Annotated in this window: 20 protein-coding genes; 1 reads left to right on the top strand and 19 read right to left on the bottom strand. The window is 72.4% G+C overall.

The annotated features are described in order from the left end of the window. From AC2H4J_RS06940 to AC2H4J_RS06885, 12 genes are all read right to left on the bottom strand, one after another. Positions 1-2,892, bottom strand: coding sequence for a baseplate J/gp47 family protein (locus tag AC2H4J_RS06940; protein WP_487464118.1), 2,892 nt, complete (start codon positions 2,890-2,892; stop codon positions 1-3). 119 nt (positions 2,893-3,011) lie between these two features. Beyond that, positions 3,012-6,014 (bottom strand): baseplate J/gp47 family protein, encoded by a 3,003-nt coding sequence (locus tag AC2H4J_RS06935; RefSeq protein ID WP_487464117.1) that lies wholly within the window; start codon positions 6,012-6,014, stop codon positions 3,012-3,014. Next, entirely contained in the window at positions 6,011-6,376 is a 366-nt protein-coding gene (locus tag AC2H4J_RS06930) for a GPW/gp25 family protein (RefSeq protein ID WP_487464116.1), read from the bottom strand. Before AC2H4J_RS06930 ends, AC2H4J_RS06935 begins: the two co-directional genes overlap by 4 nt. A gap of 4 nt (positions 6,377-6,380) precedes the next feature. Next, positions 6,381-6,722 (bottom strand): hypothetical protein, encoded by a 342-nt coding sequence (locus AC2H4J_RS06925; RefSeq protein WP_487464115.1) that lies wholly within the window; start codon positions 6,720-6,722, stop codon positions 6,381-6,383. Positions 6,723-6,735: 13 nt separating this feature from the next. Then, the gene (locus AC2H4J_RS06920) at positions 6,736-7,278 is read right to left on the bottom strand and encodes a phage baseplate assembly protein V (protein ID WP_487464357.1); all 543 of its coding nucleotides are present in this window, start codon (positions 7,276-7,278) and stop codon (positions 6,736-6,738) included. A gap of 5 nt (positions 7,279-7,283) precedes the next feature. Then, positions 7,284-8,420, bottom strand: a complete 1,137-nt coding sequence (locus AC2H4J_RS06915; RefSeq protein WP_487464114.1) for a hypothetical protein — start codon at positions 8,418-8,420, stop codon at positions 7,284-7,286. Further along, positions 8,417-8,791, bottom strand: coding sequence for a LysM domain-containing protein (locus AC2H4J_RS06910; protein WP_487464113.1), 375 nt, complete (start codon positions 8,789-8,791; stop codon positions 8,417-8,419). The genes AC2H4J_RS06915 and AC2H4J_RS06910 overlap by 4 nt, the downstream gene beginning before the upstream one ends. Continuing rightward, entirely contained in the window at positions 8,788-9,450 is a 663-nt protein-coding gene (locus AC2H4J_RS06905; protein ID WP_487464112.1) for a hypothetical protein, read from the bottom strand. Before AC2H4J_RS06905 ends, AC2H4J_RS06910 begins: the two co-directional genes overlap by 4 nt. Then, positions 9,447-11,513: an eCIS core domain-containing protein gene (locus tag AC2H4J_RS06900; protein WP_487464111.1), complete on the bottom strand. Its 2,067-nt coding sequence runs from the start codon at positions 11,511-11,513 to the stop codon at positions 9,447-9,449. Before AC2H4J_RS06900 ends, AC2H4J_RS06905 begins: the two co-directional genes overlap by 4 nt. Continuing rightward, complete coding sequence (locus AC2H4J_RS06895; RefSeq protein ID WP_487464110.1) at positions 11,510-11,785, bottom strand: hypothetical protein; 276 nt, start codon at positions 11,783-11,785, stop codon at positions 11,510-11,512. The genes AC2H4J_RS06900 and AC2H4J_RS06895 overlap by 4 nt, the downstream gene beginning before the upstream one ends. Further along, positions 11,782-13,947 (bottom strand): ATP-binding protein, encoded by a 2,166-nt coding sequence (locus AC2H4J_RS06890; RefSeq protein WP_487464356.1) that lies wholly within the window; start codon positions 13,945-13,947, stop codon positions 11,782-11,784. Before AC2H4J_RS06890 ends, AC2H4J_RS06895 begins: the two co-directional genes overlap by 4 nt. Before the next feature lie 50 nt (positions 13,948-13,997). Then, a complete protein-coding gene (locus tag AC2H4J_RS06885; RefSeq protein WP_487464109.1) occupies positions 13,998-15,233 on the bottom strand; it encodes a Pvc16 family protein in 1,236 nt (411 codons plus the stop codon). A gap of 123 nt (positions 15,234-15,356) precedes the next feature. Between AC2H4J_RS06885 and AC2H4J_RS06880 the strand changes: the two genes are divergently transcribed. Continuing rightward, positions 15,357-15,698, top strand: a complete 342-nt coding sequence (locus AC2H4J_RS06880) for a hypothetical protein (protein ID WP_487464108.1) — start codon at positions 15,357-15,359, stop codon at positions 15,696-15,698. A 400-nt stretch (positions 15,699-16,098) separates the two neighbouring features. Here AC2H4J_RS06880 and AC2H4J_RS06875 read toward each other — a convergent pair whose 3' ends face one another. The 7 genes from AC2H4J_RS06875 to AC2H4J_RS06845 all read right to left on the bottom strand — a co-directional run bounded on the left by AC2H4J_RS06875 (position 16,099) and on the right by AC2H4J_RS06845 (position 22,504). Next, on the bottom strand, positions 16,099-16,818 hold the full coding sequence (locus AC2H4J_RS06875; RefSeq protein ID WP_487464107.1) for a T4 family baseplate hub assembly chaperone: 720 nt from the start codon (positions 16,816-16,818) through the stop codon (positions 16,099-16,101). A gap of 3 nt (positions 16,819-16,821) precedes the next feature. Continuing rightward, positions 16,822-17,340: a phage tail protein gene (locus AC2H4J_RS06870; RefSeq protein ID WP_487464106.1), complete on the bottom strand. Its 519-nt coding sequence runs from the start codon at positions 17,338-17,340 to the stop codon at positions 16,822-16,824. Positions 17,341-17,350: 10 nt separating this feature from the next. Next, the gene (locus AC2H4J_RS06865; RefSeq protein ID WP_487464105.1) at positions 17,351-18,859 is read right to left on the bottom strand and encodes a phage tail sheath family protein; all 1,509 of its coding nucleotides are present in this window, start codon (positions 18,857-18,859) and stop codon (positions 17,351-17,353) included. A gap of 4 nt (positions 18,860-18,863) precedes the next feature. Continuing rightward, positions 18,864-19,853: a zinc ribbon domain-containing protein gene (locus tag AC2H4J_RS06860; protein WP_487464104.1), complete on the bottom strand. Its 990-nt coding sequence runs from the start codon at positions 19,851-19,853 to the stop codon at positions 18,864-18,866. Positions 19,854-20,015: 162 nt separating this feature from the next. Beyond that, on the bottom strand, positions 20,016-20,603 hold the full coding sequence (locus AC2H4J_RS06855; protein ID WP_487464103.1) for a class F sortase: 588 nt from the start codon (positions 20,601-20,603) through the stop codon (positions 20,016-20,018). Positions 20,604-21,458: 855 nt separating this feature from the next. Beyond that, complete coding sequence (locus AC2H4J_RS06850; RefSeq protein ID WP_487464102.1) at positions 21,459-22,196, bottom strand: AfsR/SARP family transcriptional regulator; 738 nt, start codon at positions 22,194-22,196, stop codon at positions 21,459-21,461. Positions 22,197-22,273: 77 nt separating this feature from the next. Next, positions 22,274-22,504, bottom strand: a complete 231-nt coding sequence (locus tag AC2H4J_RS06845) for a hypothetical protein (protein ID WP_487464101.1) — start codon at positions 22,502-22,504, stop codon at positions 22,274-22,276. Between the last annotated feature and the right edge of the window lie 318 nt (positions 22,505-22,822).

Genomic DNA, 22,822 nt, shown 5'->3' with positions numbered 1-22,822 from the left:
CTACCCCAGATCCGGTTCGAGCAGCAGCGTGCCGGCCGCCTCAGGGGACAGGTAGGCGATCTGGTCCGCCTCCACCACGGGTTCGCGAGGCAGCCCGGCAGCCGCTGAGGGGTCGATCTCGAAGAGGCGCCGGGCCTCGTCCGCAACGTCCGCCGGTGACCTCGGTGCCTCGGGCGTGCCGGTGGGGATGACGCCGAACGTCAGGAGGTCGACCCACGCGACGCCGCGCACGCCCTGCATGACAGCCATCGCCTCACCGGGGTAGGGCACCTGACCGATCTCCCGCGACCGGAAGCCGAAGGCGGCGAACAGGGCGTTCCGCACCCGCGGTCCGACGGTCTCCCAGGGCACGTCGGGCAGCGCGCGGATCCGCGCGCGGATGCCCAACAGCAGCGCCGTCCTGATCTCGATCGACACCGTGGCGGGCGGTGTTCCGCGGGTGTACAGCACCGGATCGTCAGGCCGGTCCTCCAGGTCGCCGAACCGGGCCAGGGCCAGGCGCAGGTTGGCCAGCAGCGCGGTCCCGGGCGTGAGGGGGGCGTCGTCGACCGCAGCCACGACGACCGTGTACCGGGCCGGTGTTCCCGCCACGGACAGGACGCGGGCCGTGCCGATGCCCGCGAAGGCCCGCGTGAAGTCCTCCAGATCGGCGGCGGAGACCAGCCGGTCCAGCGCGGTCAGTCCGATGGGGACCCGTTGCCGGATGCCGTCGAGGTCGTCGCGGTCGGCTCCCCCGGCGGCGCGCAGTGGATTGGTCACGCCAGTGACGCCGTTGGGACGGGACGCCAGCACGCTGATCTGGCGGGGTCGCGCGTTGCCGGCGGTCCCCAGCCCGCTGCGGTAGTGGGCCCGCACGTTGCCGGCTCCGGTGGGCAGCCGGGCGCCGAGGCCGAACGTGACACGGGTCCCGCCGTCGTCGTCGGTCTCGAGGACGTACCGGCGCTCCCGCGGCGCGATCGCTGCCGCGTCGACGGCCTCGTGCCAGCGCAGGTCGTCGACACGCACCTCGAGCGTCGAGGCGGCCCCGCTCGGGGTCTCGGCCGGCAGGTACGTCAGGGGGCCCTGCTTGAGCGGGAAGGCCTGCAACGGCCGGCGGGCGTCCCCGCCGCCGAGCACCTCGGCGCGGCTCTCCCCGTGGGTGGCATGCGCGACGTTGCCGAGTATCTGCACGGACTGCCGTCGATAGCAGTACTGCAGACCGGGGTCGGCGAACTGCAGCACCGTGCGGACGGTGTCGCCGGTCGCCGTCGGCGGCTCGCCCTCGTCCTCGCCGCCGCGGTCGCTCCCGGGCGCCCGGTGGCGGACCGAGGAGACGATGACCAGCTCGGTGCCGGGCACGCCGGTGACCTGCTGATCGGTTCCCCGGTCCTCCGGCAGCAGATCGGTTCGCTCCCCGGTGACGATCACCCGCCGCCCGGGCTGCACACCCGGGTAGTACCCGTCGAGTTCGATCTCCCCGGCGCAGACGTCGCCGGAGATCGGCACCTCGGCCAGTTCGAGGAGCTCGCTCTGCGCGTAGACGACCGTGTCGCGATCGACCCGGTCCACGCGTGGGCGGTCGCCGTCCCGGTCCCAGGAGAAGTCCTTCAGCCGCAGCACCGTGACCCGCGCCGGCAGGTTGAACGCGTTCCGCGTGGTGGTCCGGACGCGGTCGACCGCATAGACGCCGTCCCCGCCGCCCCGGCGGCGATCGGCCACGACCGGCGGGACGAGGACGACGAGGCTGCCCTCGAGGATCCCGTCGTACACGGCGTCGAGGGCGATCTCGCCGGCCTCCAAGGGAGTCACGACCTTGCCCAGCAGCGACGACGTCACGGCGTGACCGGCCGCGTCGTCCCCATTCTCCGGGGCTCCTGCCACCTGCGGCCCTTCCCCGTCCGCCGCCGCCGGGCCCGTGCCGTCGGCGTTCCACTCCAGGTACTGGGTCACCACCCGGGTCTCCGGGTCGATCCACGGGATGAGCGGCGCGTTGTGCCCGTGCAGCGCGGCCCTGACGCGCATCGCGTAGACGTCGACCGCACGTGTCTGGTCGGCGTGCGCGGTCCCGCCCAGCGCCACGTCCAGCGTTCCGCGCAGCTCGGGGTAGGCGCCCTGGAGCAGGCCGTACGTCGCGTAGGAATTCGGCCGGAAGATCTCGGCCGGGTCGAGCCGAAGCCGCGAGCGGTCCTCGGTGAACGCGGCCGGGCGCTTGAGCAGCGCCTGGAGCAGCCTGGTGTCGACCTCCACCGGCTGCCGCGCCGCAGCGGTCACCGGATCCCGGTCGAGCCGCACGCGGGTGCGCTCCGAGCGCGTGCCGTCGTCACCGGCGATCACCTCGGCCTCGGCGACCGTGAACAGCCGCCGCACCGGCCCGTCGGCGATGTCGAGGAGCAGCGCGGCGCCCTTGCGCAGGCCGGTGGCCGTGCCCGCGAGGTACAGGGTCCGCGTGTCCCCGTCCACGGGCTGCGGGCCGGTCAGCCTCGGGCGCATGCTGCTCCAGCGCGGCCGACCCTCGAGCGCCTCCACCGTTTCGAAGGGCTGCATCGTCTCCCCGGGCCCGGGCAGGCTGTAGGCGCGGGTGCCCGTGGGCACCTCGAGTGCGGCCTCCGGGTCGACGTCCTCGAGGGTGAACGCCAGCTGGACGTCGGCGGCCACGCCCGGCCGGGGCGCGTACCCGACGAGCCGGCCCAGTTCCACGGCGGACCGCCGGTGGCGGCAGGTGCGCAGATAGTGCTCGGCGACCAGCCGCTCGCCGTAGAAGCCCAGAACGTGACCGAGGCAGGCCCAGGCGTCGAGCAGGCCCATCGCAGGATCCAGCGGCGGCTCGGTGCCGCGCGCGGTCACACCGCGCAGCGCCGGCAGCTCCGCCGAGGACAGCCGCAGCCGCATCCGGTCGAAGGCGGCGGAGTACACCGACCGGCCGAAGCTGATCGACGTGGCACCGGGCGGATTCCCGCCGTCGTCGGCCGGGCAGGGACAACGTCCGCACCCGATGACCGGGTCCGCCCTGCACCCCATGCCAGCGCAGCCGCTCACGTGCCCGCCTCCAGTCCGATGGTGAGGGATCCGTTCTCCGGGCGGTCGGGGTCGTCGTCCATCCGGACGATCTGGTCCGGCCGCACGGTCAGGACGTCGGCAGCCGGCAGGTCGGGGCCTCCCGCGTGTGGCGCCAGCCGCGTCACCCGCGCCGATGCCACGCCCGGGACGTCGTGGACGGCGCCGAGGACGGCACTGAGCGGGACCCCCTGGCCGAAGGTCAGCGCGTCGGGGTGGAAGAAGCCACTCGAGCCGTCGGGCAGGACCCGGTTGCCCAGGCGGTCCCGGAGGGCGCCGCGCACCGCCCCGGGCTGGTGGCCCGCGAGCAGCCGGACCGTCACCGCGAGGTCGACGGGCACGTAGTCAGGGCCATTCACCATGACCGTGTGGCCGATGCGCCGGTACTGATCGAGGTGCCGCCGGACGCGCTCACGGAGCTCGGGCTCGTCGCCGGAGGCGCCCACCGGGTCCACGCGAACCGTGACGACCGTCCGGTCGCGCTGGTCGGGACCGGTACCCACCCGCTCGACGGAGACGCTGGCGGCGGCACGCTGGATCTCGTCGGGGAAGTCGCGCTGCGCGACGGCCGCGTAGTCCTCGGCGGCCACAGCACGCCGGATCTGCGAGCGGAAGGCGTGCGGCGCCCGCAGCCGCACCTCATCGACCGGCTCCGGGTCGATCCCCCCGGTGGCGGCCAGCGGATTGGACACGCCGACGATCCGTCCCCCGCGCGGCACCTCCCGCGTCACGACGTGGCGCAGCGCTCCGCCCCCGACGTTGCCGGCGTGCCCTCCCCCCGTGCGGTACCAGGCCAGCATGCGGGTGCCCGGCACGGGCCGGCCGCCGCCCTCGGAACCGAAACGCAGGTGCGCCACCCCGTCGTCGTCGATCTCGGCGACGACGTGGCGGTCGTCGGGTGCGCTGTTGAGCAGGTCGCGCCGGGGCGACCAGCGCCGGTAACGCACCGGGGTGGCCCGGACCGCGCCGGCATCCGCCGGGCGGACGACGTCCCCCGGCTCCAGGCCGGTGACGGGGCCGAAGACGGCCAGCACCGGAACCGCACACCGGGGGTCCTGCCGGAGCGCGCCCCTCGCCGGGATCCCGGCAGCCAGCGGCTCGGCGAACACCAGTGGCCGGCGCTCGAGCACCGGCTCGTACGCCGGATCCTCGTTCCCCCCTGCGGCCGGCGCGGCCTCCCCGGTGCAGCACAGCTCGACCGCTCCCGCCGGCACCACCTCGTGCGGTGCCGGGAAGGGCACCGCCGGGATGGTGCGCCGCCCCTCGCGCAGCAGCACGGGGCCGGGGGCGCGCACGGTCTCCCCGTGATCGGCCAGCACCACGTTGCCGTGCACGACGGTGATCTCCTCGACCGGTGCGCACTCCGGCGGCGGCCCGACGGCCGAGAGCACGAAGGGGAAGGGCAGAGCGTCCGCCCGGTCCCAGGTCACGTCCACGACCGGGACGTCGCGCAAGCGGTCCCAGCCCGGTTGCACGGTCGTGAGGCGGACGGCGTGCCGGTGGGCCGGATCCGCGTCAGCGGGCACCCCCGAGCGCGCGCCCACGACCTCGACCAGGACGAGCACATGACCGGGTCGCAGGTGGCGCAGGCGGCGGGCCCCGGTGCCTTCCTCCTGCGCGTCGCGCAACGTCGCCGACGTCGCCCCGGTCGGCAGGCAGCACTCGGTGAGGTCCCAGGTGTAGAACGTCATGACGTTGTGGGCCGCGTGGAACCGCAGATGGTCGGGGCCGCCGAGCTCCTCGGGGAACAGGCGCTCCAGTTCGGCACGGTTGTGGGCGGCCAGCCGGTCGCCGGTCAGCGCGTTGAGGCTGCCGTGCCGCGCGACCGCCCGTTCTGTCCCCCCAGCGGCACGCGGCACGAGCCCGACGTCCCGCAGCAGGCCGTCCAGGCGCTCGGCGAGCGCGGCGGCCAGCGCCGGCAGTTCCTCGTCGGCGATGTCGTCGCGCTGGAAGAGTTCCCGCTGCTCGTCGGTCAGCGTCGCGCGGACATAGTCGAGGACGGCGTCCTCGCCCCGCACGAGGCGGTCGGCCAGTCCACGGGGATCGACGACGTCCCGGGCTGCCACGATCGCCGGACCGGTCGGCAGGAGGGGCTCGAACACCTCGTAGCCGGCGCGGGGTTCCCGTGACAGGTCGTCGGGCACGAGGACGGTCCGGCCGGCGTCCACCCCGGGCGGCCGCGTGAGGAACGACAGCGAGTCGGCGTGCACGACCGGGTCGTCCTCGACCTGCAGGCAGACCCACGTGCGCGCGTTGCACCCCTCGTGCATCGCGTAGTCGACCAGCCGCGCATGGCGGCGGACCGACGTGCGCAGCCGCGCGGTGTCGATGTAGGCCTCGGTCGCCACGGCGTCCTGGGCGTAGCTGAGCCGGTCCGCCTCGTAGGCGAGGACCTCCACGACGGTGAGGTAGAGGTCGGCGCTGTGACGTTCCTGCCAGCCCGGCACGGTCGAGGCCAGCCGGTCCAGGAGCAGCTGCCGGAAGCCGGCGTAGTCCTTGGCGAGGTAGCTCAGCTCCGGAGTGACTGCCGTCGGCGACGGGCATCCCGGCGAGGGCAGGCAGTCGACGTCGATCGGTGTTCCGGCGGCCAGCGAGAAGGTGGCGCTGCGGTATCGGGGGTCGACGTCCTCGAGCGGCCGTTCCGGCGTGTCGACGAGGGAGAGGGTGTACCGCGCGCCGTCGCGCGGACCGTCGACCCGTACCACCGCGATGTCGTCGCGGGCCGGGTCGGGGGCGCGCCGGAACTCGGGGTCGCCCTGGACCACCAGACCGGCGCCGGGCGAACCGCGGGTGATCCGGATGTTCTCCGCTCCGAACAGGGATGCGCCGGCGGCGGCCAGCGATCGCAGGAGGAACAGGTGCACCTCCAGGCTCCCGCCGACCTCCTCGACCTCGGCGTAGTCGATCCCGTTGGTCCCCGGGGAGGCGCGCACGTGACGACGGCGACGGTCGCCGCCGCAGGTGAGGTCGATCTCGCTCACGCTGCCTCGCTCCCCGTAGCGACGGTGAGGGTCTGCTCGGCCATGCTGTCCAGCACCACGTAGGTCAGCGAGACGGCGAGCGTCGCGTCCTCGCTGGTGACCGCCATGGCCTGCAGCGTCAGCACGTCTCCGAGCTCGCGCTGGATGGCCGCCTGCATGGTGAACTGCAGCGCGGCGGCCAGCTCGGGGCTGTTGGGCGTGAACGCGAGCTGCCGCAGACCACATCCGAATCCCGGCCGGTTCACCCGCTCCCCCGCGTCGGTCAGGAGCAGCAGCACGAGCATGTCGCGGACATGGTCGGCGAGGGTGGTCTCGGCGGTGCGGCCGCGAGAGTCGTAACTCCACGGGAAGTCGACGTCCATGGCCTCACACCCCCGTCACCCGGGTCTGGACGGCGGCGATGACCGGGGGCCCCTGCGGGATCTGCTCGGCGCTCTTGCAGATCCCCTGACCGGTACCGGTGACCTGGACGACGGCGGGCTGCCCGTTGACGAACACGCGCGTGGCCGGGACCCACGTGATCGTCACGCAGGGCTGCGGCTTGGGCCCGGGAACCGTGAACGGGCACCCCGCCACGGTGTGCATGTCGGACGCGGTCACCGCCGGCCCCGAGCCGACGATGACGCGCGTGTTGCCCGTCTGCGCGGTCGCGGCCGCCGCATGGGTGCACTGGACCCCGGACCCGACGGTGAGGAGGAACCCTGGCATGTCGTCCCTGCCCCTACTTGACGACGAGGGCGCCGGTGTTCACCGTGACGACCCCCCCGATGATCGTGATCTGGCCCCCCTTGCCGTCCGAGAGGTAGATCCCGGAGTCGTTGACCACGAGCGAGACGCCGGTGCCGCTGCGGATCACGACGCCCCCGGTGGCCGGCGTGGGCGGCGCGTCGCTCACCTGGATGCCGTTCTTCAGGGGGGTCTGCACCGTGATGGACGGAACCGGCGGAGGAACGAGCTGGGCGAGCGGTGGCACCTCCGCCCGGGTGCTGAAGTAGCAGCCGGCCCAGACCGGGTAGTCGGGGTCCCCGCGCTCGAACTCCACCCAGACGCCGGCCCCGATCGGAGGAACGGCCACCGTCCCCGTCTGGGTTCCGGCGACGGGGAAGCAGGGCATCGCCCAGCTGGAGGCGACGGTGAAGACACCCACCACCTGGACCTGCAGCCGGCCGATTCCCATGGGGTCGACGTTCTGCAGGACGACCCCTCGGTACTTGCCGAGGTACTGCTTGCGGGAGCGGCGGGCAGCCGCCCCCGCGGCGGTCATGATGCTCACACCGGGATCCTTCCGACGGTCGAGACGAGGCCGTTGCGCACGAGCGTGAACGCCTGCTGGAACGCGCCCTGCCGGAGCGTGCTCGTCACCTTCTGCGTGTAGTACAGGCCGTCGAAGGCGGTGCCCACGCCGCGCAGGCCCACGAGCCGCCGCGGCTTGAGGACCCCGCCGTAGCGCAGCGCGTCGAGGGTCCCCTGGGCCGTGACCGAACGTTTGCTCGCCGCCTGGTCGGCCCACGCCTGCATAAGGGCGCGAGGGAAGCCTTTGAACGCGGTGTCCGCCACGATCGGGAAACTCTTGGGGATCGGCGGGATCAGGCCCAGCGGCGGGTCGAGCGGATTGATCAGCCCCACCGGCACGGGGATCGCCGGCAGCCGGGTGAAGGGGTTCTCGATGCTCACGACCGGCATGGCTGCCGAGTCGTGATCGAAGCTGCAACTCACCGTCTCGACGTTCGTCTCGGCGTCCATGTCGACGTTCAGTGCCTTCTGGACAAGACCGATGCGCAGGACCGGTCCCCAGTACGCGATGCTCGCGCCCACCGCCGGCCCGGGTTCGACGTAGAACGTGTAGCCGACCATGTCCGCGAGGTCACGGAGGTAGAGCAGGTCCGTGCCCCAGTGCTGGTCCATGCGCTGGAGCGGGTTGTTGATGTCGACGGTGGGCGTGGGCACGACCAGAGGGACGACGCCGAGCAGCATGTACTTGGCGAGGATGAGCCCGACCCGGGCCTCCATCGGCATCGCCGGATAGGGGAAGAGCCCGCTCAGGTCCACGTTGTCCATGGCCTGGCTGATGTCGCGGCCCTTCACCAGCAGCTGGGTGGGTCCCGAGCCCGGGTCGGGGGCGACCTGGGTCTGCGTGACGACGCCGTCCATCAGCACCTCGACCGAACCGCGCACGGTCACGGCGATGACCACTCGGATGAGGGCGGGCACCGCGCCTCCCGAGAGCAGGAAGACCGCCTGCAGCGCCGTCTGGTCGTTGCTGAGGTCGAACTTCAGCTCGAACCCGTCGTCCTCCCCGCTCCCGGCAGTGACGGTCACCTCGGTGAGCGCCTCGACGACGGCGCGCGATGCGCGCAACGGCACGACCGGTCCCACGTACAGGGAGAGCGTCACCCCGCTGCTCATGGCGAGCTCCCCGGGAGGGCCTCGGGCGCGGTGACCCGAAGCCGCAGGCCCGGCGTCTGCACCAGGTCCTCCGGGAACACCGCGCGGTTGCCGTCGCACAGTCGCCAGAACAGCTCGGGATCGCCCAGCGCCTCGGCTGCCACGATGTCGGTTCGATCGCCGGCGACCACCACGTGCGTCCCCACTGTCAGCAGTCGCTCGGGGCGCGGGACGAAACGGCGGAGGAGGTAGACGACGGGGTGGTCGCCGTCCGGGTCGAGGACTGCGGTGCCGACGGTGGCGTATCGGCTCGTCGGGGACACGACCGAAGCGCCGACCGGTGGAGGCTGCAGCAAGGCCTGGAGGCGCTGTTCCTGCTCGTTGATGCTCACGACGGCACCGCCGTCAGTCCGAGCAGGGCCGGGGAGACGCCCTGGACCTTGGCCGCGAGGCCTTCCTTCTCCTGCTGGTACCGCAGGTACAGCGAGCCGCCGCGGTGGTCGTAGCCCAGGTCGGTCACGCTGAGCACACGCATGCCGAGGCTGACCTTGGCCCGGATCGGGTTGAGCCGCGTGTCGAAGAACTCCTCGGTGACGCTGAAGTCGGTCACCCGCACGGGCGCCACCCGGCTCGTGCTCCAGATGAAGAGGGTCAGCGGTGCCTCGACCGGCGTGATCTGCAGCTCCCCGCGGCCGGCCGCTGCGTGGTGGTCGCGCAGCTGAGCGGTGGTGGGGTAGACCAGCAGCTCGAGCGCCGACAGCTGGGGCTGGATCCCGAAGCGGCCCACGAGGGCGTTGCCCTCCTGGAGCTGGTCCACCGCGTCGATCTCCGCCTCGAGCTTGTACGTCTCGATCGGCGGTCCCTTGAGGCGCAGCGCCTGGGAGCGGTCGGCTCCGCCCTCGCCGCCCACGGCCTGGGGCTGGAAGCTGCGGCTGAGCGTCTCCGGGTTGTACTGCAGCGCGATGATCCGGACGACGCGTCCGGTGTCCGGGTCGATCAGAGCGATGCCCCCTTTGAGGATGTGGGGCGAGATCGCGGGGAAGGCGGTCACCGGGTCGCCTCTGCCTCGTCACGCCGGCGCCCGAACAGACCGCCGACGAGACCGCCGAGGAGGAAGCCCCCGACCAGCCCGACCGCGCCTCCGATGAGGGCGCCCAGCGGCCCGGCCAGTGCGAGGCCGAGCAGGCCGAGGCCCACCAGGCCGACGCCGGCGCCGATCAGCGAGCCGGCCACCACCCGTCCTGTCACGCTGGCCTGCGGCAGCGCCGTCGTCCCGGCCGGTGTCTCCTGCCCGGGCGAGCCGACGAAGTAGCGCTGCCGGTAGTTCCGCCGGACGCGGTCCACGGTCGGCAGCACGAAGCCGGGGTAGGTGAACCGCTCCAGGAGGTCGATGCACGTCGCGCGGGCGGACAGGAGCCCCGACCCGACCTGGTGGCCCTTCGGGTTGGGCGGCACGTCGGCCGGCCCGGTCTCGCGGGGGCCGCTCATCGCATCCGGGGACAGACCCAGCTGCTCGCCGGCGGCGTAGCGCAGTTGGAGGTTCCAGTCCCGTGCCGTCCAGGAGGGATACGTGCCGAGGTCGGGCCGGGGCAGGTGATCCAGCACCGGACGCAACGATGACTGCCGTTCGCCCTTCGCGGCGCGCCACATCTGCCGGACCGACTCGGCCGTCGCGGCCACCACGTGCTTCATCGTCGGCGACAGAGTCCGGCCACCCGGCGGCCGGTCGGGGTCCACGTCGGCGTAGTCGTCTCCGTAGGTCGTCCATTCCTCACCACGGAGGTTGTCCACGCGCACACCGCTCATGTTGTCCAGGTCGTGCCACGCCAGGGAGGGGATGTTGGCGCACTGCAGCACCCCGCCCACCGGGACGAGACCCAGGAACTCGGTGCTGTACTCGGTGAGGAGCTCCTGCCTGGGCGTCACGATGTGGCCCGCCGCGAAGGCATCGGTGAGGAAGTGGTCGGCGAAGCCGTTCATCGCCATCGCCTCCACGGCGAGAGTGCCGGCCTCCGCGCGGAGCGCGCGGGACCGCTCGGCCGCCTGCCGAGCCCCAGCGATCAGTGCCTGCATGTCCGTGAGCGCCCGCTGGAGCGCCGCGTCACTCGCCGGCCCTCCGCCCCCGGGGGCGTCGCCGCGGGAGATGAGTGCCCGGGCGCGGCGCTCGGCCCTCCCGAATTGCCGTAGCAGGTCGGCCATCTCGCCCCTCATCCGCTCCGCGCGCCCGCGAGTGTCGAACGCCCGTTGCATGAGTTGCAGCGCCCTCCAGTGCCAGGGCTGCCACGTTCTCCAGTTGTGCGGGTGGAAGTGCGCGGTGTTCCGAGCCGCCAGGTCCACGTAGTGCGCTGTGTCGCCGAGCCAGTCCCAGACCGGGCTGAGCAGCGGGATACGCACGCCGCGCCGCTCGTTCTGCTGCTGCTCCAGGAGGTCGAAGCTGGCGATGTCGTCGGCGATCGCGACCATCTGCCCGTACCCGTACACCGCGGTTGCGCCGGGCTGGAACCGCAACTGACGCAGCTCGCCGGCGAGGTCCGGGTCGACGCCGGCGCCCCGGCCTGCGTCGCCGCCGGACCTGGTCTCGTCGAAGGCCTCGGTGTAGGCGGCGTCCCCGATCCTCTGGTGCTCGGACTCCGAGAAGCGGCGGAGCACGGGACCGCCGCTCACGGGTGAGGGGGCGATCGGGCCGGGGTGACCGCCCGCGACCCGTGCGGCCGCCTCTGCGGCGGCCCTCTCCGCGGCGTCGTCGTCCCGCCCGACGGTGATGCCGGCATCGGTGATTCCTGCCGTACCGACTGCGGACCCGTTTCCGGCCTGGCTCACGTGCGCAAGCTCGTGGACGAGCAGGGGCAGTCCGGCCCGGTCGCCGGGGCGGTAGCGGCCCGCGCCGAAGACGACGTGCTCGCCAACGGTGTACGCGATGGCATGCACCGCCCGCGCGGAGTCCGCAGCGGTGCCGTCCGCGTGCACCCGCACCCGGGAGAAGTCCTGGCCGAACCGCGGTTCCAGGGACTCCCGGACCGCGGGGGCGAGCGGCTGACCGGCGCTGCGCACGACGCCGTGGACGACGGCCGGCGCGGGCCGGGCCGTCTGCTGGAGCGTTGAGGACCTGGTCACGGGGCACCCCCACTCCTGCCCTCGCCCGACAGGCCCTCGTGCATCGCCGCGGCGATCTGGGTGCCGAATGCGCGGGCGTCGGTTGCGGGCTCGAGGATCTCGCCGCCGCGGACGGTCGGGACGCCTCCCCCTCGGGTCAGCCCGGGAGCGAGAGGTGATCCGGTCAGCAGCCGGGCCAGCTCGTGCTCCACGGCCCGGCCGAGTTCCTTCCGGTCCATGCCCGCGTGTGCGCCGTCGAGGACGAGTCGCTCGATGTGGAGCCGGACGTTCATACCCGGGCCTCCGCCGTCACGGGCACACGGCCGTCCTCGGTGGTCCACCCGGCGAAGTCCGCCGCGACGAACGGCCGGCTGCTCTTGCGCAACTCCTCGCGGGCCGCCTCCTTCAGCAGCTCCATCGTCACGACGCCGTCCCCGGCCACGGCGAGGAAGGTGGCATTGACCGCGACGTTCCGGATCTGGCCGCCGGTCATGGCCGGCCGGGCGAGCGCGGCCATGTCGAGCGCATCGACCCCCGGCACGAGGGAACGGAGCGGTCCGGGCGGGGGCTCCTCGGTCGCCGTGGGGAACACGTGCCGCCAGATCCGCTCCCGCTGGGCGGCTGCCGGGAACGGGAGGTTGATGATGAACCGGAGCCGGCGGACGAATGCCGGGTCCAAGGCGCTCTTCATGTTCGTCGTGAGGACGGCCAGGCCCTGGTAGGCCTCCATCCGCTGGAGGAGGTAGCTGACCTCGATGTTCGCGTAGCGGTCGTGACTGTCCTGGACCTCGCTGCGCCGTCCGAAGATGGCGTCGGCCTCGTCGAAGAGCAGGACGACGCCGCCCTCCTCGGCGGCGTCGAACACCTGCCGCAGGTTCTTCTCCGTCTCACCGATGTACTTGCTCACGACGCTGGCCAGGTCGATCCGGTACAGGTCGAGCCGGAGCTCGTTCGCCAGCGCCTCGGCGGCCATGGTCTTCCCCGTGCCGCTCTCGCCGGCGAGGAGGGCGGTGATGCCCAGCCCGCGCGACAGCCGGGCGCGGAAGCCGTACTCGTCGTAGACCCGAACGCGGTTCCGCGTCTGGTCGCGAACCTGCTCGAGCAGGCGGTGCTCGCGGTCGGGGAGCTGGACGTCGGACAGCCGTGTGCCCGTGACGATGCGCTGCGCCAGCCCTTCCAGCCGCGGCCGGGCCCGCAGCCGGCAGGCGTCCCAGGCTCGTTCCCCCACCTGGTCGCCGGAGTCGCCGTCCCCTGCGTCGTCGTCCGGGACGACGGCGTCTGCCACGCCGGCGATCTCTCCCACGTTCAGCGAGAACTGGCCGGCGAGCTGCTCCGGCCACTCCCCCGCCTCCGCCCCCAGGACCTCCTGCCACAGGGACCGCTGTTCGGCCGGGTCCGGACGGCAGACGTCCAGCACGAGGGCGGTGGTCTGCTGATGGAGGGGCTCGCGCACGTCGAGGAGGATCGGGCCCGTCAGGCGGGTGAGCAGTCGGGCCAGCGGTGGCGACGTGTCACCGGCTACCGGATCCGCACCCACCAGCAGGGCCACCTTCTGCAGCCGACACTCCCGGTTCCACAGCTCGGCAACGGTGGTGAGGTCGGCGCCGGCGGCGACCTGGTCGACGGAGAGGCGGTACAGGACGAGGCCCGCCGCACGCGCGATCCACTGGGCGAACAGTCGCTTGGTCGTGTGATCGGCACCGGGCATCTGGACGAGTAGTTGCTCCCCCTCCGGAAGGAGCTGCTCGAGCTGGTGCAGCGCACCGGACAGAAGAACACCCTGCGACGTACTGATGAGTCCGTCCCGCTGCCCCGGCCGGACCGGGTCGAGGACGGGGGCCAGTCGCTCGTCGAGGTAGTCGCGCCCGCGTACGTGATCGACGATCCGCTCGTCCATGCGCAAGGCACTGCTCACGAGCGCCTGGCCCGGCGCCTGCGCGATGTCGACCAGGTGCCAGTAGCGCAACGGCCGGTCCGGACCGAGCGCCGCCCAGTCGGCCTGAGCAGCGACCCGGGTCAGCGAGTGCTTCCGGTCGGGAGAGGCCGCGTCGTACTCCGGATCCATGGCGAGGCCGAGCGAGAGGGCGAAGGTCGGGGCGCCTGCGGCGCTCTCCGGCATGGCGCGGCACAGCTGGGCGATCTCCGTGCTGACCGCGTGCGCGAGGCAGAGCAGGGCCACGTCCCGTTCGAAGGGGCGCATCCCGAGGGCGTCGCAGAGCCGGGTGAAGCGCGGAGCGGGATCGGCCGCGAGCGCCTTCTCCAGCATGCGGCGCGCCCGGCGCGCCGCCGCGAGGCGGTCCGGCGCCGGCCGGAGGGGCGGAGGGGGTGCCTGGCGCGGAACATCCCGAAATCCCCACCTGCGTCCCGCCGGCGTCGTGGGGTGCGACGGCTCCGTCGACGCCGGCTCTCGCGATCGCCGCTCGGGCGGCAGCAGAAGTGCCCGCAACCAGGTCATGAGGGTCTCCATGACCCGTTCATCGGGGTCGACCGGTCGCTCTTCGGCGGTCACGGGAGAACCACACGGGGATCCGGCGGCAGCGTCTCGCCGCGGTGGGTGTCCAGCAGGCTCTCCGCGCCGTCCACCTGAGCGCGCACCAGGTAGGTCCCCGGCGGGATGTCGCCGCGCAGGAATCGCAGCGTCGTGGTGCCCTCCGTCGGGGCGCTCTCGGGCTGGAGCCGGTAGAAGCCCAGCAGGCGGCCGCTCGGGGCCGGCTCGGCGTACTCGTTCAGCAGGAGGCTCACCCGCTGGTCGGCGGCCAGCGGCGGGGCGAAGGTCACCTCGACGGCGTGCTTGGCCGGGTCGGGCGGGACGCCGGTGTCGGGCACGAAGGCGGCGGTCACGGAGGGACGCAGGAGGAACGCCGCGCCCGCCGACTCGATGACGTCGTGCGGAACGGGAGGCACGCCGATCTCGAGTTGGCTGACGACCTGGACCACGTGGACACCGGAGGGCAGCGCCGCCAGCGGCACGAGGATCCGCGTGCCCGTGCCGGTGGTCACGGGGATCGGATCGCCGTCGTCGACGCGCACCGCAGTGGTGGCGCCCCGGAGGTGACGCCCGATGATCTCCAGTGCGACGGCACCGTCAGCGGGCTCCGCGACCACCCGGACCCGGTCGATCACCGGCTGCCGCGCCGGTACGGCGTCGACGCCGCCCTGCTGGACCGGGAGGGGGTCGCGCGCCTCCACCGGTGCCTCGATGAGGACGACGCTCGCGCCGTAGGCCACCGACAGCCGGTACGGCACCTGGAAGAACATGGACCAGACCTTCGACAGGTCGTCCAGGGAGAGGTTTCCCAAGGAGAAGTTCACCGACTCCAGTTCCTGGGCGACGTCGGAGTCAGTGAGCCACTGCTCGCCCTGGCGAGCGGTGTCCAGCTCACCGCGGGTCAGCCCGGGGGCACTGTGCAGTGACGCCAGTGATGTGCCGAGCATGCGCTGAGGCACGAGCTCGGCCTCGTCCCCCGAGAAGCTCAGCAGGTAGTGCAGGTCGACGGCCACCCGCGGCCGCTGCCGGACGTCGTTGCCGTCGGCTCCCCGGGTCGGCAGGTCGGAGTTGCGCAGCGCCGCGTTGGGGGTGATGCGGTACAGGAACACGGTGACCTGACCGCCTTCCTGCCCGTCCTTGGCGCCGGGGCGCCGCGCCACCACGTCCACGCCGGAGATCTCCGGTTCGAGCGCCCCCGCCAGGCGGAGCCGCAGTGCCTCGGTCACGGTCGCGATCGCCAGGTGGTTGGCCATCACCGAGCCCCGCTCCGGCGGGCCAGGTACTCGTCCAGCGGGAGGACGCCAGGGCGGCGCCTGGGTGGCCGGGCCGCCGCGGGTTCCCGAGACGGGGCGCTCCGCACCTCCACGCGCCCGATCGTGACCTCCACGACCGGCTCGCCGGAGCTCGGCCCGCGGTCGTCTGCGGCACGTGCGGCCGGGGTGTCCGCGAGCGGCGGCGGGCGCAGCCACCCGGGCGGCGGTGGCGGTGGAGGCGAGATCGTCCTCTCGGGCGTTCCGATCGGCGCCGGTGGCATGGCCCCGGGCGCGCCGCCCGCGGGCCGCGCCTGCACCGGTTCGGTGGCTCGCGGGACGTCGGGCACCGACACCCGGGCCGCCGTCCGGACGGCGGCGCCTCGCCTCCTGGCTGCGCTCGTGGTCGGGACGCTGGGCGCCCGGGACTCGCTCGGCGGATCCTGCGGGGCCGGCCGTCCGCCGTGAGCGGGCGGGGCGGGCTCCTCCGCCGGCTGGTGCGCGCGACCCGGCGACGGTCGCGGCCCGGCCGGTTCGCCCTCCGCGGGCGTCGCGGCCCGGTCGGAAACGGCAGGCGTCGGTGCCCGTGCGGGGCGTGGCGCGGGCGTCGGCGAAAGCCCGCCGTCGTCCCCGCGGTCGGACAGCTGCCGCGCCGCCGGGGGCGAAGGAGACGGCCGTTCCCCTACCACCTCGGCCGTCCCCGGGGCAGGCGTCGGCCGCGCGTCCTCGACGGTGGTGACGTCCTCGTCCGGCTGATCGGCGGGAGCCGGGGCCACGTCCGGGGAGGACTCGAAGCGGACCCGGGGCCGGGGGATCAGCTCCTCGCCGAGCCCGGTCGTGCGCGCGACCAGCGATCCGAGGAAATCGGTCATGACGGGACCAGTTCGAGATAGAGCGAGCGACGAGCGGGGCTGAGCGCGAGGATCTCCGCTTCTGACCAGCCGTACGTGGAGGCGAGGCAGTGCACCGCCCGGACGAGGCGTCGCGCCTCCGTGTCCAGCTCCTGCCAGAGGAACGACACGATGTCGAACGTCGCGTCCCACGTGCGGCCACAGCCCGGGCAGGTGAGCACGAGCCGCGTGTCGGCCTGGGGGTCGGCCTCGGCCATCCGGGTCGCCAGTTCGACGCGGACGCTCTCGGGCAGCTCCGCCGTGGAGACGCCGGCGCCGTCGCGCTCGGCGGCCACGACACAGCGGCCGAGCAGCAGCTCGCGCCCCTCCGCAGCCGACCTGACGCCGTCGAGGGCGGCGAGGTCGGCCGCCGTCGGCGGCCGCGCGCGGACCCGGTAGCCGTCGTGCACCAGCTCGAGGTCAGCGGTCGGATCGCCGGGGGGCCGCGCCCGCACGTCGTCCAGCTCGAAGGTCAGCTCCACCTGCTGCGCGCAGCCGGGGCAGGTCGCGACCGCCTCCACGCCGGAACCGAACAGCTCAGCGCGCAGATCGAAGAGCAGAGCGTCGCGCTGCCCGACGCTGAGCGTGGAGCTCAGGCCTTCCCCGGGGCGGAGGGCCGCCAGGAGCGACTGCCCGCGGCCGGTCGGCGTCCGTGCCCGGCCCTGGTCCCAGGCGGTGAGGAGGTCGGCGGCGAGCATGGATCACTGGCTCAGCGTCGGCTCGGTGGGCTCGGTCACGTCGAGGTCTCGCTCCCAGCCCTCGTTCTCCAGCTTGATCGTCTCGATGGCGACAGCGTTGGCGTTGGCATCGAGGTCCGGCAGCGTCTGGAACTCCGAGACCCAGCAGCGGTAGACCTTGAAGGTCTTCACCACCTGCCCGGCCTCGTTGTAGAGGTCGATGAGGATGTCGCGCCGGAAGTCCTTGAGCGACACCTCCTGTCCCAGACCGTTGCCGTAGTGCCAGACCTTGTTGGCCCACTGCTCGAACTCGAGGTCATGAGTTACCCCGCGTTCGAGCGTGATCGCCTCGTACTTCGTGCGCCCGGGCCCCCGGCGGCTCGTGCTGGGATCCCCGCCCTCCCGGTGCTCGACGACCTCCGTCGTTCGCTTGAGCGCGCCGACTTTGCTGATGCCGGCGACATCGCGGCCATCCCACCGGACCCGGAACTTGAAGTTCTTGTAGGGGTCGAAGCGGTGGACGTTGACGTTGAACTGGGCCATCGACGCCTCCTCAGGCCTGGACCTGGCCGGCCATCTGCTGGAGCTTGAGCACGACGAACTCGGCAGGCTTGAGCGGGGCGAACCCCACCACGATGTTGACGACGCCGAGGTTCCGGTCGTTCTGCGTGGTCGTCTCGCTGTCGCACTTCACGAAGTAGGCGTCCCGCGGCGTCGCCCCCTGGAACGCGCCTTTGCGGAACTGGTCGTGCATGAACGCACCGACGTTGAGTCGGATCTGGCCCCACAGCGGCTCGTCGTTGGGCTCGAAGACGACCCACTTCAGGCTCCGGCGAAGGGTCTCCTCGATGAAGAGGGCGGTCCGGCGCACGGGAACGTACTTCCACTCCGACCCGATCTCGTCGTTGCCACGGCACGTGCGGGCGCCCCAGACGACCGGGCCGTAGATCGGGAAGCTGCGCAGGGCGTTGACCGCCCGCTTGTTCAGCTGGCCGGACTCCGCGTCGGTCAGCGCGTTGGTGAGATCGCGGACGGGACCGAGGGCGGCGTCGATCCCCGCGGGCGCCTTCCACACCCCGCGCGTGGTGTCCGTCCGCGCGTACACGCCGGCCACCACACCGCTCGGCGGGAAGGCGCGGGCCCGGTTCTCCTGGAGCGGGTCGGGCACCCGCACCCACGGGTAGTAGAGGGCGGCGTTGATGCCCGCGTCCCCGGCGATCGGCGTCACCGTCGACTCGTTGGTGGTCGTGCCGCCGTCGGCGATGAGGAAGGCCCGGCGCTCGCGGCAGAAAGCGGCCAGCGCCCCCAGGTTGGCCAGATCCGTCAGCCCCGGCACACAGAGCAGGTTCCACAGGTCCACCCGGTCCAGGTGGTTGATGCCCCCCAGGCGGCCGTTCTCGTCGGCGTCGACGGGCATGGTCTGCAGCCAGAAGTCGGCGTCCCCGGGCCGGAGCACCGCGCCGTCGCTGCCGTCCTGGAGCAGCTGTCCGGTGGCGTCGGAGACGGACGTCCCGCCTTCGGCGACCACGGCGTTGAGGAGCTCCGACTCCTCGTTCACGACGCTCTCGACGAACCGGGCGTCGGAATCCTCCATCGAGAGGTTCTCGAAGACCTCGGCCACCGACTGGCTGCCGTCCGCCGGACTCTGCCGGAACACGGTCAGCCCGAACCTGGGAGTCCCTCCGCCGCCGTCGGCGACGAGGGTGACGTTGACGCCGTACTCGTTGCCCCACTCCCCCGGCCCGGTCGCCGTGAAGGTGAGGTCCCCGACCGTTGTCTGCGCGAAGCGCGCGGCCGGGTCCGCGACCCGGATGATGTATGCCTCCTGTCCGCCCCCGGCGAAGAAGTGCGACACCGCGTATCCGACGACGCTGTCGCGGTGCAGGCCCCCGAAGAGGCGGTCGTAGTCGCCCCAGGAGTAGACGTGTCCGGCCTGGTCGACCGGTCCTCGTGGCGTCCAGCCGACGAACGCAGCGATCGACGTGGCGACACCGGTGATGGCGCGGACACCGCTCGGGATCTCTTCGATGTACACACCGGGATAAGTCAGCAGAGGGGGCATGGACCTACGCTCCTCGGGCTTGCAGGGCGGCGTGCGCCTGATCCGACGGGACGTCGTACAGCTTCTTGACCGCGGCGGCCCGCGCTTTCTCCAGCTGCGCGAGCTCGACCTCCAGGGCCTGCACGGCGGCCTCCTTCTCGTCGAGTGCCGCCTGCGCCTCGGCCAGCGAGGTGTGTGCGTCGGACAGGCTCTTCTCCGCGCCCTGGACGGCGGTGATCAGCGTCGCCTCGTGTGCGGGGTCGCGCAGGGCCTCCAGTGCGGACTTCGCGGCACCCACATCGAGGGCGTTCACACATGCCTTGACCGGGTTCCGGGCCGTCGTCGCGGCGACGAGGTCCCCCAGGAGCGACTTCAGCCTGGCGGTCAGCTGTTTGATGGCGGCGGGCAGCCCGGTGAGGTCCGACTTCGTCTCGCCGTACCTCGTCTGCTGCGAGGTCCACGCGCGGTGGGCGCCGTCGTACGCCGTCTGCAGAGCGGGTAGCTCGGACCGGCGTCCATCGACCTCGACCCGCTTGGCGTCGATCGCCTTGTCGATGTCCCCGAATTTCTGCGCGAGGTCCTTGGCGACCTTGTCATCGAGTTCGCTGATGATCGGCTCCGCCGCCGCCAACGCCTCGCCGGCGTCCTCGACCACTGTCGTGCTGTCTGCTCGGGCCCGCGCGAGTTCGCCGGACGCCCGGTCGACGTCGGTCACCCGCTGCTTGAGCTCCTGCTGCTCGCCGACCTTCTCCGCGAGCGCCGTCTTGGTCTGCTCGATGGCAGCCGTGACCTCCGCCTGCCGTCTGCGGATCTCGACCAGCAACTCGGGGAGCGTGTCCGGCGCCGCCGCGTCCGGTGACTTCGACTGCCCCTTGTTCCCGCGGTTCGCGGTCGACGGATCGACCGACTCGTCGTCTCTCGAGCCCTTCGACGTTCCTCCCGCGTCCGTGGCGGAGGTCTTCGGGGGCGAGCCGTCGGTGGTGGCCGGGTCGCCTTGGTCGGACTGCGTGCTCATCACCGCTCCTTTCGCCGGGGGGACCGTCCGCGACGGCACGACGGTTGCGCCGTGCGATGTCTCGTGGTCCAACTCGTCCCGCCGCGTCGATGGTCTGCCGAGGACGTCACCGCACCATCAAGACGGCGTCACCAGGACCGCGGCACACCGCCGGAGCCCGCGTCACGAAGCGCTGACCAGCGAGGCGAAGACGACCACGTTGCTGAGATATGTACGCCGGGTTCGGTCGAAGGTTCCCCCGCAGGTCACCAGTCGGAGGACGGGCTCCGCTGTCGAGCCGTACACCGCCTCGGCGGGGAACTCTCGCTTGGGATATGTGCGCACGGAGTCCACGGCGAAGACGGCATTTCGGCCGTCGGCGAGCTCGACGATGACGCTGTCGGACGCGTGGAGGTCGCGGAGCCGGTAGAAGACCCCGGGCCCGTCGTAGGTGTCGACGTGACCGAGGATGACCGCCGGGCCCGGCTCACCCGGCACGGCGAGATACCGGTACCAGCCCGCGAGTGCATGCGGCTCGGTCGGCGGCACCATCACGGTTCCGTCGGCATTCAGGCCGAGCTCCATGAGGTCGGTGTCAACGCCGATACGCGGAATCTCCAGGTGCACCGGGACCTCGCGTTGGCGCGGCGGGTCTGATCGCGGCGGAACCGTCGACGGATCGGGAAAGGGCGTGTGGAGCGGCGCTGTCGCCCACGACGTGGCCGGCGCTGCCGGTGCAGGCGACGCCGAGAACACATGGAGACCTGCCATGAGAAGCAGGCCGCCCATTGCACCGAGTACGGCCCCCACGCCGCCGGCCGATCGACGGCTCAGGCGGCGCTGCCGACTGCCCACCGGGCGGCACGGCCGGCACGGTTCCTTGGTGTCCCGGTCGTTCACCGTCGCTCGTGGCCGCGATCGGTCCCGTCGTGTGTTCGCCGGGCGGCGTACCCCGTGAAGAACGCGGCGGCCAGCAGCAAGAGGCTGCCTGCGACCACCCATCCCAGCTGCGTGCCGGTCGACGAAGTACCCCCGGCACCGGTCTCCGGCGGTCCGATCGGCGTCCGAGCAGAATCGGAGTTCTGCGGCGATCCCCCGCTCCGCGTGGCTCCCGTGCTGTTGGTCCCACCCGTTCCGGCGGGACCGGCGGGCCCACTCGGACCCGCGGGTCCACTCGGGCCGGCGGGTCCACTCGGACCGGCAGGTCCACTCGGACCGGCAGGTCCACTCGGACCGCTCGGGCCCGACGTAGAGCCGGCAGGCGTCGTCCCGTCGCAGCTCACCGGGAGGAAAAGTCCCGCCAGTGCGATGGCCAACGCCGCGAGTGCGACGGCACCGGGCCATCGGCGGAGCGGGGCCCTGGAGGAGTTCCGTCGGGCGTCATCGGACGTGGTCACGGCCTGTTCCGTTCTCGATGAGTGACAGCTCGGCCCAGCCATGGCTCCGTTCGACGACCGGGCCCACCCGCGCCGCGAGGTGGGGCCAGAGCCTGTGGCAGCGGTGTCCGGGCCAACGAGAGAGAGCGTCACCCCGGTGCGTCACCGGTTCGTCAGCGGGACGTCATCACGTCGTGCGCGCGGGGCCCTGGTGGCGCCGTCCCTCCAGTGGCCCGGAGGACCGACGTCCCTACCGCACCGCCGCCGCGCCCCGGCGCGGGAGGCAGTCGACGAGTCGACACATCTGGGGGGTCGGGGCGGTGCCGATCTCGTCGGCCAACATGGCCTCGAACGATGTGTAGGCACGCACGGCCTCCGCGATGTTGCCCTCGGCAAGGTGGACCCGGATGACCGTTCGGTGGGCACTCTCTCTGAGTGGTTCCGCGCGGACGGCGGCGTATGCCGCCTGTACGGCTTCGCCGTAGCGGCCCGCGACCGCGTACTTCTCCGCCAGTGCCTCGAGGGCGTGCATGCGTAGCTGTCGCAGGCGCTCGCGCTCGAGCAGGACCCAGTCGTCGTACCACCCCGGCAGAAGTTCGCACGGCAGACCCAGATCTCCCGTCCTGATGCCGTCTGTCGGGGAGTCGGGGTCCAGCGCCTTCCGCGCCCACTCGGTCATCTCGTGGACGTCGACCAATACGTCGGGAGAGAGGTACAACGTCCCGCCCGACGCTGTGATGAGCCCCGGTGCGACTTTCTGCACGCGCCACAGGGACGAACGCAAGCTGCCGTGGGCATGCTCTTCGGTGACATCCGGCCACAGCTTTCCCGCGATCGCCGTTCGAGCCGGCCGACCGGCGAGGCTCAGGTGCGCGATGAGGCGCTGGACCGCGCGAGGCAGGTCCACGGACGACGCGGGACCGGCGCCCTGCAGGTCGAGAGTGAAGCCGTCCAGCAAGCCGACGCGTCTCACCCGGGCATCGTCCATCGGTTCCCCCTTGGCCCCGTGAATGTCGTTTGACGACGGTTTCGGCGCCACAGCGGTTCGAAATGCTTGAGGAGCCGCTACTCGGTGTCAATCTGGTTCGCTGCGTCACGGACAAAATCGTCCAGCCACTGACTCAACGCATCCGTCAGTTCACGCGGCGACGAGGCCACGGCCACGGTGACGACATCGCCTGTTTGTGCCCCCGGGTCGGCGTGGGCGACGGTCAGACGCCCGCGGAACTGGTCGGTGGGACCTTCCAGCCAGACGCGAATGACCAGCGCAGCAGTCCGGTCGTCGTCCACGGTCACCACCCATCCGCGCAGGTCAGGGAGCGTAGTACGCAAGCGCCGCGAGCGGTGAAGCTCTTCGGAAATCCACGACAGGAGGACCCCCCGCCGGTCTGAGAGGGGGACGACGGCGGGATCAACCGGTTGTCGGACTGTGCGCTGTGACCGCAGGGGGTCCGTTCCGGCGGAATGGTCGGACCACCGATCCTGCACTGCGGCCTTTCCCGGGGGCCCCGCTCAGGTACGGCGCATCCGCGCCCGGTCGTGAAGGGAGCGCCCGGCTGAGGGAGCGCAGCGGGTCAGCGGCTGACCAGCACAATTCGGCGTCCGACGAGGAAG

The sequence above is a fragment of the Blastococcus sp. OS1-29 genome (assembly GCF_057628075.1).
This window is presented reverse-complemented; position numbering and strand designations above follow the sequence as displayed.

Excerpts from the sequence above, each read along its gene's own strand:
- AC2H4J_RS06930 (WP_487464116.1), bottom strand. The coding sequence starts at position 6,376 with ATGGACGTCGACTTCCCGTGGAGTTACGACTCTCGCGGCCGCACCGCC.
- AC2H4J_RS06925 (WP_487464115.1), bottom strand. The coding sequence starts at position 6,722 with ATGCCAGGGTTCCTCCTCACCGTCGGGTCCGGGGTCCAGTGCACCCAT.
- AC2H4J_RS06920 (WP_487464357.1), bottom strand. The coding sequence starts at position 7,278 with ATGACCGCCGCGGGGGCGGCTGCCCGCCGCTCCCGCAAGCAGTACCTC.
- AC2H4J_RS06915 (WP_487464114.1), bottom strand. The coding sequence starts at position 8,420 with ATGAGCAGCGGGGTGACGCTCTCCCTGTACGTGGGACCGGTCGTGCCG.
- AC2H4J_RS06895 (WP_487464110.1), bottom strand. The coding sequence starts at position 11,785 with ATGAACGTCCGGCTCCACATCGAGCGACTCGTCCTCGACGGCGCACAC.
- AC2H4J_RS06890 (WP_487464356.1), bottom strand. The coding sequence starts at position 13,947 with ATGACCTGGTTGCGGGCACTTCTGCTGCCGCCCGAGCGGCGATCGCGA.
- AC2H4J_RS06885 (WP_487464109.1), bottom strand. The coding sequence starts at position 15,233 with ATGGCCAACCACCTGGCGATCGCGACCGTGACCGAGGCACTGCGGCTC.
- AC2H4J_RS06875 (WP_487464107.1), bottom strand. The coding sequence starts at position 16,818 with ATGCTCGCCGCCGACCTCCTCACCGCCTGGGACCAGGGCCGGGCACGG.
- AC2H4J_RS06870 (WP_487464106.1), bottom strand. The coding sequence starts at position 17,340 with ATGGCCCAGTTCAACGTCAACGTCCACCGCTTCGACCCCTACAAGAAC.
- AC2H4J_RS06865 (WP_487464105.1), bottom strand. The coding sequence starts at position 18,859 with ATGCCCCCTCTGCTGACTTATCCCGGTGTGTACATCGAAGAGATCCCG.
- AC2H4J_RS06860 (WP_487464104.1), bottom strand. The coding sequence starts at position 19,853 with ATGAGCACGCAGTCCGACCAAGGCGACCCGGCCACCACCGACGGCTCG.
- AC2H4J_RS06855 (WP_487464103.1), bottom strand. The coding sequence starts at position 20,603 with ATGGCAGGTCTCCATGTGTTCTCGGCGTCGCCTGCACCGGCAGCGCCG.
- AC2H4J_RS06850 (WP_487464102.1), bottom strand. The coding sequence starts at position 22,196 with ATGGACGATGCCCGGGTGAGACGCGTCGGCTTGCTGGACGGCTTCACT.